Source organism: Enterococcus sp. DIV0840, assembly GCF_050527835.1.
In the GTDB taxonomy this organism is placed as follows: domain Bacteria; phylum Bacillota; class Bacilli; order Lactobacillales; family Enterococcaceae; genus Enterococcus_L; species Enterococcus_L ureasiticus.
On record NZ_CP172876.1, the window covers coordinates 2,951,293 to 2,963,150 of the forward strand.

The 11,858-nt window shown below is 35.6% G+C and carries 9 protein-coding genes; all 9 read right to left on the reverse strand.

All coding sequences use genetic code 11. The annotated features are described in order from the left end of the window. Window positions 1–97: 97 nt before the first annotated feature. A complete protein-coding gene (locus IGL98_RS14125) occupies window positions 98–2,323 on the reverse strand; it encodes a MucBP domain-containing protein (RefSeq protein ID WP_206911660.1) in 2,226 nt (741 codons plus the stop codon). Window positions 2,324–2,440: 117 nt separating this feature from the next. Next, a complete protein-coding gene (locus IGL98_RS14130) occupies window positions 2,441–3,061 on the reverse strand; it encodes a hypothetical protein (protein ID WP_206841807.1) in 621 nt (206 codons plus the stop codon). Window positions 3,062–3,074: 13 nt separating this feature from the next. After that, window positions 3,075–3,917, reverse strand: coding sequence for a BsaA family SipW-dependent biofilm matrix protein (locus IGL98_RS14135; RefSeq protein WP_206841805.1), 843 nt, complete (start codon window positions 3,915–3,917; stop codon window positions 3,075–3,077). Window positions 3,918–3,933: 16 nt separating this feature from the next. Further along, window positions 3,934–4,668 carry an LPXTG cell wall anchor domain-containing protein gene (locus IGL98_RS14140; protein ID WP_206841802.1) on the reverse strand — a complete coding sequence of 245 codons (735 nt, stop codon included), beginning with the start codon at window positions 4,666–4,668 and terminating at the stop codon, window positions 3,934–3,936. Between the two features lie 45 nt (window positions 4,669–4,713). Next, window positions 4,714–5,961 (reverse strand): hypothetical protein, encoded by a 1,248-nt coding sequence (locus IGL98_RS14145; protein ID WP_206911661.1) that lies wholly within the window; start codon window positions 5,959–5,961, stop codon window positions 4,714–4,716. Between the two features lie 72 nt (window positions 5,962–6,033). Then, the gene (locus IGL98_RS14150; protein ID WP_206841796.1) at window positions 6,034–6,939 is read right to left on the reverse strand and encodes a signal peptidase I; all 906 of its coding nucleotides are present in this window, start codon (window positions 6,937–6,939) and stop codon (window positions 6,034–6,036) included. Between the two features lie 521 nt (window positions 6,940–7,460). Beyond that, the gene (gene metF / locus IGL98_RS14155; RefSeq protein ID WP_206911662.1) at window positions 7,461–8,324 is read right to left on the reverse strand and encodes a methylenetetrahydrofolate reductase [NAD(P)H]; all 864 of its coding nucleotides are present in this window, start codon (window positions 8,322–8,324) and stop codon (window positions 7,461–7,463) included. Next, complete coding sequence (gene metE / locus IGL98_RS14160; protein ID WP_206911663.1) at window positions 8,325–10,589, reverse strand: 5-methyltetrahydropteroyltriglutamate--homocysteine S-methyltransferase; 2,265 nt, start codon at window positions 10,587–10,589, stop codon at window positions 8,325–8,327. Window positions 10,590–10,831: 242 nt separating this feature from the next. Next, window positions 10,832–11,551 (reverse strand): epoxyqueuosine reductase QueH, encoded by a 720-nt coding sequence (locus tag IGL98_RS14165; protein WP_206841789.1) that lies wholly within the window; start codon window positions 11,549–11,551, stop codon window positions 10,832–10,834. Window positions 11,552–11,858 lie beyond the last annotated feature (307 nt).

Sequence of the window (11,858 nt, forward strand, 5' to 3'; positions counted from 1 at the left end):
CCCTAGGGCAACTAACAGTAAATACACTCAACATCTTCCTTTTCAATTAGATTTAAAAATTCCGTTCTTCCTACTTTTAATGCTGCTCTTCTCGCTCTTATAGTCCACTATTATCAATTTTTCCTAATTGATTTTTCTCATAGTTCCAACTATATGGCGTAGGAGACACATTTGAATCACTGCTTGGTTCTACGTATAATGTTAGCCAGTAATTTGTGTTTCCTTTTATATCTAAATTGATTTTACCTGCTAGCTTCTCTTTACTATCATGCAAAATATTGCTTGTTGTAGCTACATACCCACTAAAACGATAATATTCTGGAACCATTAACGTCACTAATAATTGATGATGCCCACTGTTTTTAGCCAATTTCACTGATGAATAATCAATATTTTCACTATCTTCACCTGAATTCACTACTAAATTAAAGAAGTTACTTTTTTTATCTACTTTCTCATTGTCCACCTGAACATACCCTTTATTTGGTAAAATCATTTCACTATGGCTTGATAGTACCACTTGTCTAACATTCAACTGTATCAGCTTATTATAATAGTATGTTACGGTATAGTTTTTGTTTACTTTTTCAATAGATACTTTTGTATCTGGTCCGATTGATACCTTTGCTCCCATGTCAATTTTATAACTATCTATTACATAATTATCAATATTTTTAGCCATCATTTCATAGTTACTATTTTTAGGAATATCTTGATATGAATCAGACTGAATTTCAGTTCCTTCAGTATCGAAATATTTTTCAAAAATACGAAATTCATTCATCAAATCCTTTATTTGAATCGATTTAACTTTACTTACATTATTTGAGCGGTCAACTGACACAATATGAATATATTTATCCAGATCAGTTATTCCATTGATCCCAGTAATCGTGCCTTTGGTATTATAGTTAACTAAGTTAGCATCTTGCGCTGGATCATAATTTGGATCTTCAGTATTTGTATTCCCTGTTGGCGCTACGTATATATCGTATTGGCTAGAGGATATACGGCCAAATTTATCCTTATATCCTTCCACAGTCGTCGCTAAAGTTGAAGTAGCTGAGGTATCGATTTTATAAAAGTAACCAGCTATATTACTCGTAATCGTTTCCTTTACGATATCCGATTTTTTTAAACCACTCAATCTTGTATCAGCTTCGATGTACCATTGATACTCTTTCCCTTCATCCGCACTATCTATTTCAATATCAAAATTATCTACACTACCGCCTGTTTTCTGTACAGCTTTCGCTAACGCCGGCGCTCGATCATCTTTAACGGTTTGATCTTGTGCTGATGTTTCAAAAGAAACTTGAGCTAAATTATATAACGTATTTGCAATGATCTTTCGTTCATCAGAAGTAGATGTTCCATTACTATGACCTGTTTGAATCATGCCTAGATTATTATTTGTAGCTAGATAAAACGATGCATCTGCGCTGCCATCACCAGCATTATTCCACCTAAACGGCCCTTTAAACTCTAACCATTTCGTAGTCGTTGAACTAGGTAAAATCCCCTGTCCCCAAGTATGTGTAAGCGGAATCGTTAAGTCCAAGTCATTCTGCAATTCGAAAGGATACTTCATTAAATAACCATTATTAGTTATCTTTACGTTTGTACTTCCAATTTGAAAAGAATTTGCCTGTAATTTGAGCCCTAATTGACTCGAAAAGCTATTAAAATTCGTATGAGTACCATCATTAGGCGTAATTGTGTCATGTCCAAAAAGGACACCTCTTCCTGAGTCAATAAACTCTTGTGTAGCATTTTTCGCAGCAAGGGAGATATCTAAGTGATTGTTATAATCCCAAGAGCCAAACATAATCACGTCATACTGATATTCACCTTGCTTATTCTTTAAATACAGATTTGGGTTATTTACAAAAGATTTTTGATTCTCTGAGTCAACATTAATTAATTTTTCCCCACTAGAATTTTTTAAGTTTAACCCATCCATCCAACTTTTCAATGTATTAGATCCAGCTATATCTGGATAAATATTCAAGACTTTGATCGATTTTCCATAGTTCAAAGAACGTACATTCCAAGTATTGCCATCTTCTGATTGATGCAATTGATACCCAGACTTACTTAAATCACTTACACTATCCCATTCTAAATAGGCATAACTTTTTTTATCATTCCCACTCCACCTGTTTTCGGCTTTCAACCTAAAATCTCTTGTAGTTACCACTGTTGAAGCTTTCAGTTCACCTTGATTCACAAACATATAGCCACTGATAGCAAATAAAATAAGTAGTAAAAACAGCCCCATTTTTTTCTTTCTACTATTAAACTTCAATCTCTGCTTTTTCATTTTATCTCCTTCTTTTCAAAACTTATCAAATCAATGATTTCTTCCTAGAAAACACTCATTTCATGAGTGTTGAATTGAAATAGGCAAGCATGGAATATTTATTCCATGTGCCTATCCTTACTCTGCTTTTTCAGCTAATTGTTTGTCGATTGCCTGCAACACTCCATTACTAGGCGTATCCCCTTGCCACCATGCGTCACGATAAGCAAATTGTGAGCAATTAATTGCTTCTACCTTTACCAATAAGCTGAAAGCTGCTTTGTGATACTCTAGTCCCAGATCGTTTTTTAGTTTGACCTCTGTAAACAAATTTTCTGTTGCACTAGATTCCCCTGGCTTTAAAACGTTTAGGTAGTAATAATAGCCATCTTCACCGAACTTCCAATCCGTAAAATTCAAATCTAACAGAACCTCTTCACCGATCTTTGAAGGCAATACTCGAGTACTATTCCCACTCTCTAAACGAATTTCTGGATGAAGCATAACCCGGACAAACTGATTAACAGTTCCAGTATTTTCTACCGCAACTTTCTTTATAACAGACTCATTTGGCTTGATCATCACGGGCTCAGTGAAAATTTCTTTAACTTTCGTCTGAAGATTACCTATTTGAAAAAGATTGACTTTCTCATCGCTCATCATCATTGCAGCGTACGCAGTTGCACTTCCAATAAGTAACAGCACAAAAAATAAAGGCAGTAACCACAAAAGATAGACAGCTTTTTTCTTTGATTCCATCTTTAATCCCCTCCTAATGAACTTTTTCACGATACATCCCTTCCAGATATGAACCAGAAGGAATATTCCAGTTCTCTAATAGAGATTTTGTAACATCATGAGCATCCATAACTGGAACTAATTGATATAAAGAACTCTTATACTTGTTTGGTAACCCTTTATCTAATGTAATACTTTGAACGAGCAGTTTTGTTTTTTCCTTCGGCTGTAACACTTCCGAATAATAAAAGTATCCTTCGGAATAATACCAATAATTCTGTATTGCCGACATTGGTTTATTATTTTCATCATAAATGTCATTATCATTAAATTGAATCGTTAAGTATTTAAGACCCTCGATCGATCGAGTTCCTTTATAGACATACGCTGTACTTGAATTTGTTTTATCGCCTTTATAAACCTCTGATGCTACATAGTACTTTTTAGAAGCAATCTTATATGTACTACCTTTTTTCCAAGTAGCGGTATCTTCCATCGTTAGGTCAGATCCACTTGAATTACTCACAATTTTTTGATTGCCATTACCAGTACCATCCGTCATATCAAGCTCAAACTGAGTAAAAAATTCATATAAAGAAATCCGAACAATAGTTGGCATTTGTCCGTTGTTTTTCACGAGCAATTTTTTTTCAGTTGTTTTCCCTTGCGCCCACTGCAGATTTGGGGTGAAGACTTCATCGATCACTGCGGAAAGTTTTTTAGTATTCGGCTCACTTTGATTGATCTTTTCATCACTATAGGTAATCCACGAGTAAGTACTTCCTACTACAAGTAATAGACTTAAAAATACAGAAAACACAGCCAAAAAAGGTTTATTTTGATTGATTATTTTTAACATTTTTTTTCCTTTACTCATTTGTCTCCCCCTTCCTCTACTCTACTTTCCCTTGTTCTTCTTTACGTTTTTTCCATAATAAAATTGCAATTAGTATCAGTAAAAGTCCTGCTAACGTTTTATAAATCAGATTTTTGATCTCTTCACCGGTCATTGGAAAAATCCCTTTAGATTCTGATTTATCTGATGAAACTGTACTGCTGTCATTAGTATCTGACGTCTTTGGCTGATTTTTGGTTGCAACAAAAGTCCAGTGATACAGCAACTGACTTTCTTCTTTATAATCGGCAAGGGTTAGGTCTTTATCTACCTCAAATACCGCAGTTAAAATTTGGTCCTTACCGTACTCACAAGTTCCTATTATCAGCGGTTGAACTTTCCAATCAAATTCCCCATTTCCCAATAAAGGTCCCTGATACAATTTTTTCCCGTCAATAGACAAAGTCAATGTAATCAGTTTATCGAAATCGATGACTCCTTTTGTTGAATCTGGGGTTACTAAGATTCCTAATTCAAATGGTTCCTTTACATCCATACCACGAATCGTAATCGTTTTTTCATAACTTTCTCCAGGTAAGACATTCGGCAAATCAACATAGTATTCTCCTTCTGAAGAAGCAGATATTCCTGTCTCATCGCCAATGACCACCCCTGGAGGAAGGGTTTGACTGGCAATAGCTAATAACGTTCCATTTGTGAAAGTGATATACACACTTAATAAACTGTATAAAACCAGTAATAGTAGACGTTTTCGCACTTGATATTGCTGCATCGTTTGCGCCCCTTCCTTTTACTTCTCCTTAACTAGAAATTAAACTTAGCTAGCAGCTTGTCCATCTAGATAAGTCGTAATTTTTTTAGTTTCTGAACCATCCGCTCCAGTTAAGTTCCAACCAGTACTATCAGTTAGCGCTTCTTTAGTCGCTTGAATAGCTTCCATTTTTACAATCAAATCATATGTTGCATTTGTATATTCTGTGCCTATATCGTTTGTAAATATTAGTTTTTTCAATAACTGTGGTGTTGTAGCACCTGAAACAACTGGACTTGTGAAATAGAAATAGCCATCTTCTTTATTGTAAGCCCATTTATCTTTAGCTAGTGCGGCCGTTGTGATCATATCCGCGCCGTATTCTACTTTGATTCCACTAACACCTAAAGCTGCTTTATCTGCTTGAACACCTTTTTTCTCTGCATTTGCAACTGGAACTTGATCAGCTGCTGTTGCTGGAGTTGGTGCCGGAAGTGTACTTAAACCTAAACCTGCAAGCGTGTAGTTATAATCCACGTCATATTTTTTACCTGCGCTACCTAAAAGAGAAGCTTTGGCTGCAGTTGCTTCTGTTGAAGCTCCTTCTAAAGAAGACGCTGCCCAGTTGGTTGCCGTATTGCTATATCCACCTTTGTAAACTAAATATTCAGCTCTAGACATTACAAAGTCCCAATCTTCGATTTTTGCTTCAACTGTATTACCACTCGCCACAGATACGTCTGTTTCCATCGCCTGATATTTACCAGTAGCATATTCAAAGAACGCTGAGTAACTGAATGTTGTATTTTCATCACCCGTCACTGGATCTTTCGTAACAGAACCTTTTGCATAAACTTTTACACCCGTTGGCAAAGCAGCTGCAGCGCTATCTTTTACTTTAGCCGTTACATCCACGTAGCCACTTCCTTTATCCGTATACTTTTCTCCATCGTATTCGACAGGGATATCATCGGATAAAGTTGGTTTTTCATTGACTTTCCAACTTGTAGATCGATTCGTCACAGCCCCTTTTTCTGTCAAATGTTTTAAAACTTCTTCATATGAAACACGAACAAAGACTGGGGTATTACCTGAATTTGTAACAGCTACTTCTTTCGTTGCATCCGTACCTGGAACGATTGGTTTTGGGTTCCAATTTTCTTCTACGCTGACACTACCATCTTTGATTGCGGCAGTTTTCACACGGTTAATTCGTTGATCTTGAGAATTGATCCATGCGAAAGTACCTGCAGCTGCGGCTAATAATGCTAAACACGCTGCTGCTACCAACTTTTTCTTTTTGTTCTTCTTCATTTTCAATAATCCTCCTATAAAAATAATATATATATTCTCACTTTCCTTGTTAGAGAAGGTAAAGTGGTAATATCACCGTTCATATGCTGGGCGTCTTCTACTTTTTCTCCCAACTGGTTCTTCTTTTGACGAAAATAGATAGGCTTTAAGCACTAAGAAAAAGCCATATAATGATAAAATACAAACTAGACAAGCCCAAAATTCTTCCCGAGCAAATTCTATAATACTTCCTACTTTTGGAACTGCAAAAACTACTTTCCCCAGTACACGATCTGCTGTTATCGGCGGATCATTACTTTTATTGGCATCACCTTTTGTAATAAGGTAATCTCCTTTTTCCCCATTTAACTCTTCTTTACGTTCCACCATTCTATGAGTCAAATAGCGTGAGCCATCTCCAACAGCAAATGTGACAATATCATCTTTTTTGACCTTATTACCATCCATCAATTTGACAATAACAATATCCCCAGCATAAAAACCGCCTTTAGGACCATTTTCTTGCGGCACCATGGAATTAGTCAGAACTGTATAAAATCGATAACCAAAAATTGATGCTGTCGACTTTGAGCTAAACGAGAACATTACCGACATCAAAATAATTCCGATTATAACCCCGTAAAATACCAAATTACCTAGGTAAGAAAATACCAAGAAGCCTGGACTTTTAGTTGCTTGCTTTTGTTCTCTTCCTCTATGGTTCTCCCTCATTCTTCGTTCTTGAACTGTTCGATGAGGTCTTGGATGACGAGGAGCTCCCTTATATTCAGAAGATCTAGGATTTTCCGAAAACTCATTGCGAGCGCTTCGTGCTGTTGACCGAGGTCTTGGTCTTTTCCCACGTTGTTCCACTCTTTCCTTTTCTGAATACAGTCTTTTAGATTCTGTATCCGTACGTGACCGCTTTTTTGGAGTACTCTGCCTAGCCTTTTCGTCTTTAGTACGCGCACACTTTCGGACAGGCGTTTTTCTCGGCATATACAAGCTCCTTTCATTTCGATAGCTATTCTTATTTACTAATTTCTTAAAATACGATACTTTCAGAAATAAATAAAAAATATACTGAAATAATATTTTTATTATCTATACAAACTATACCCATTGTTATTTTTTATGTCAATAAGATACGTAACATTCTTTGTAACATTTTTTACTAAATGAGTAAATAGAAAATCTAAAACACAAAAAAAACATTTTATATGTGAAAATCATAATAAAAACCCTTATATATAAAGGTTTGCATACACAGTGGATTTACATTACAAAAAAACAAACAAAAAAACCTTAGTAATTACCAAAAAAAACAATAAATATATTTCTAGAAAAACGAACATGATGATGTTATTTTATATATTCAAAAAAAACGAATTTTCACTCGTGAAAATCCAGATATAAATAATAAAAAATAAAAAAATACCGATACAATAAAAAAAACTGTACAAATCAATCTATCCTAAGACAATTGAATCGTACAGTTTTTTCAATTTCATATTTCCAAGCTATGCACTAAATAAACTACGCGTTGCTTCTCTAATTTTTTGTGCTACATAAGGATTATTCATCGTATATAAATGGATTCCATCCGCCCCTTGGGCAACCAAATCAACAATTTGATTGATAGCATAAGCAATACCTGCATCCCGAATCGCTTCTGGATTATGCTCATAACGTTCCATCATTTTTAAAAATTTTGTCGGCAAGGTCACATTAGACATCTTTACCATGCGCTCGATTTGCTTTTTATTGACTACAGGCATAATACCGGCTTGGATCGGTACATTAATATCGGCAATAGCACACTTTTCTTTAAACGTATAAAAATAGTTATTATCAAAAAATAACTGTGTGATTAACTGATTCGTCCCCGCATCAACTTTGCGCTTCAAGTTTCGAATATCTTCAACGGAGCTTTCTGCATCTCCGTGAGTTTCCGGATAGCACGCACCGATAATGTTGAAATCTCCTTGTTCTTGGATAAAGGCGACCAGATCATTTGCATAAACAAAATCTTTCTTCGGTTCTTTGTCAGGTAAAAGATCTCCTCTTAAAGCTAAAATATTTTCGACCTTTTTTTGTTTTAGTTCCTCCAAAATAACAAGAATCTCGTCTTTTGAAAAATTCACTGCTGGCAAATGTGCTACACTTGGCAAAAATTGTTCCTCTTGAATTTTCTGAGCAATATCTGCAGTACTCAAGTTCGCTCCTGTTCCGCCAGCACTCAACGTCACGCTGATAAAATCAGGTTGTTGTCCTTTCAAACGATCCAGCGTATGATAGATCGTATCGATCGGCGTTGTTCGTCTTGGCGGAAAAATTTCATAGGAAAAGACGGTCTTTTCTTTGAACAAGGTATCCGTTCTCATTTAAATCCCTCCACGTACCTTTTTTGCTGCAAGTACTAAATTTTTCAAACTAGCTTCTGTTTCGGGTACTCCTCGTGTTTTCAGGCCACAGTCAGGATTGACCCAAACTTTTTCGATCGGTAATTTGTTTAAAATATTGTGGATCGTTGCTTGGATTTCTTCTATTGATGGAACACGTGGCGAATGAATATCATATACACCTGGTCCAACTTGAGTTTGAAAATCGATTGCTTTTAATGCATCTAAAATATCTAAGTTTGAGCGAGAAGCTTCAAATGAAATAACATCCGCATCCATATTATCGATATCTTGAATAATATCTGCAAATTCGCTATAACACATATGTGTATGAATTTGAGTCGTCGGTCGTACTTTGCTATGAACAAGACGGAAAGCGGGTATCGCCCAGTCTAGATATTCAGAATGCCAATCGGTTTGGCGTAATGGTAGTTTTTCCCGCAAAGCTGCTTCGTCGATTTGAATGATTTCAATTCCGTTGGCTTCTAAATCCAATACTTCTTCTTGAATCGCTAATGCCAATTGGAGTGTTGATTCTCTTAAACTGATATCTTCACGCGGGAACGACCAGTTCAAAATCGTGACAGGTCCCGTTAGCATGCCTTTCATTGGTTTTTCCGTTAACGTTTGGGCGTATTTAGAGTATGCTACTGTAATTGGATTTGAGCGTGAAACATCTCCCCAGATGATTGGCGGTTTCACACAGCGTGTTCCATAAGATTGAACCCAGGCTTTTTCAGTAAACAAATAGCCAGCCAAACTTTCACCAAAGTACTCCACCATGTCATTGCGTTCAAATTCACCGTGAACCAAAACATCTAAACCAATTTTTTCTTGAAATGCGACGCATTCTGCAATTTTTTCTTGGTTAAAAATAGTATATTCTGTTTCGTTGATTTCACCTTTTTTAAATTTAGCCCGATTTTGTTTGACTTCTTTGGTTTGCGGGAACGAACCAATCGTAGTCGTTGGTAGAATCGGCAGTTTTAATTTATCTTTTTGAACAATTGCACGTTCTGACAATGCTGGTTGACGGACAAAATCTTTCTCAGACAAAGCTTCTACTTGCTGTGCTACTTGTTCATTTCTTGAAAAACGTTGTTGCCCGAATAACCCAGTGTTAGTGTCCAACAAGCGTTGACTGCCTTCTTTATCCGTAACTATTTTCTTTAGATCATTTAATTCTGCTAATTTTTCTACAGCAAAAGCAAAATGATCGGTTACTTCTTTGGCTAATATTGATTCATTGGCTAGCGTAAATGGTACATGAAGCAATGAACAGGATGTATTTAACACAATATCGCCAAATGGTTGAATTTTTTCAAGTAGTGTTAAGGTTTCTTGATAGTTATTCTTCCAGATGTTTTTTCCGTTTACGACCCCAGCAAATAATAATTTATCATTTGGAAATCCGTATTCTTGAAGTAATTCTACTGTTTTTCTCCCTTCGACAAAATCTAACCCAATTCCATCAAAGGGTAATGCGATCAATTCCTGATAGGCATCTCGAACGTCTCCGAAATACGTTTGTACTAATATATTTAAGTTTCCTTTTTTAGCTAATAACGTTTGATACAAGCCTTTAAATTGTTGCACTTCAGCAGGTGACAAATCCAAAACTAAAGCTGGTTCATCGATTTGAAGCCATTCACAACCTAGTTCAGCTAACTGCTCAAAGATCTGTGCATAGGCCGCAATCGCAGCTTCATAAAAATCATCGGCTTGTTTTGCCCCGTGGTAAGTAGCTAATTTCAATAAGGTAAATGGACCTATTATAGTTGGACGAGTAATGACACCAGCTGCTTTAGCTTCATTAAAGTTGGTAAACAGTTTATCTCCAACAAGCTTAAGCTCTGTCTCGTCATCGATTTCAGGAACCATGTAATGGTAATTGGTGTTAAACCATTTTTTCATTGCCAAAGCTGTAACATCGCCCGCTTCTCCTTGATACCCTCTAGCCAATGCAAAATAAGTTTCTAAAGGTGATAATTGCAGCGCTTGATATTTTTCAGGCACAATATTCAATAAAACCGCAGCATCTAACGTCGTATCAAAAAATGAAAAATCACCGCTTGGAATAAAATCGATTCCCTGATCGACTAACAATTGCCAATGTTTGTTACGCAATTCTTTTCCTTTTGCTTCTAATTCTTCTGCTGTGATTTCTTTTCTAAAATATTTTTCTGTTGCAAATTTTAATTCTCTTAACTCTCCCACCCGTGGGAACCCGATAATCGATGTTTTCATACTTTTCCTCCTTCAATAAGGTATTTCAACTACTTTACCACGAGAAAGAAATATAGAATAACACTTATTTTCTATCATTTAATATAGTTTTAAACTATAACTAGAAAATAAATCTATACAACAAAAAAATGTGAGTAGGACATAACTCTTTGAGTCATATCCCACTCACATGAAATCTAGATAAAAGATGGGACCAGAAGTAACTCACACTTCCACCCCACCTTCGTCTTATTTAACTATTTTTATTGTTCCACTAAAAATTCTTTTGCTTCTTTGTTCACCATTTTTAAATCAACACCTTGTTTCGTTGCCGCAAACATGCAACCGCAATAGCATTGACGATAAACATCGTATTCTTTACACAGCTCGATTGAACGTTTATACCCATTATTTTTTTTAAAATCACTAGGTAAATAGTTAGTTGCATAAAATTTTTGAATATCTATCCCGATTTCATTGATCAATTGACTATTTTTCTTTGGAGATAGCGTCAAAGCACTCCCAAAATAATCATAACCTAATTCTTGCGCTTTTTCCGCAACGATATCCAGGCGCATTTGAAAACAAGCAGAACAACGCTTGCCCCCCTCTGGCTCTTCAGTCAGCTCTTTTTCCTGTACCATCTGGATGAATTTATTCGGTTCATACGGAGCAGCTAACAATTGAACCTGATTTTTGGTTTGCTCATTGAAATCCTCTACAAATTTCTGCTGTACGATTTCACGGCGTTGGTATTCTGCTCTTGGATGAATATTTGAATTAGCGAAGAAAATCGTAACATCCGCATATTGTGTCAGGTATTCAAGTGAATAGGTACTACAAGGCGCACAGCAACTGTGAAGCAAAATGGTTGGACGAATATCCGATTTTTCCCATTCTGTAATAACTTTTTGCAGGACACGATCATAATTGATTTTTTGATTTGGGGACATTTTCTCCGTTATTTCTGTTAAATTGATCATTATAATTCCTCCATATAGATTAAACATTACTATTTATTTTACTTTTTTAATAGTCATTTATCCAGTAATTGTTTGATAATTTGTACAGATTTTACTAGATAATTTTAGTAAGTGAATAGTTTGTTAATTGATAATATAATTTTTAAACATGATATAAACTCATTTAGTCTTTGTTTAGTCACTTTGATTCGACAATGTTATGTGATTTTGGTTGTGCCATAAAATAAAAAAAGTAGGATAATAATCAGTTTTTTTCTGATTATTATCCCAGACGCTAAAAAAGAGTTAGCTTAATTTTTATATTTTC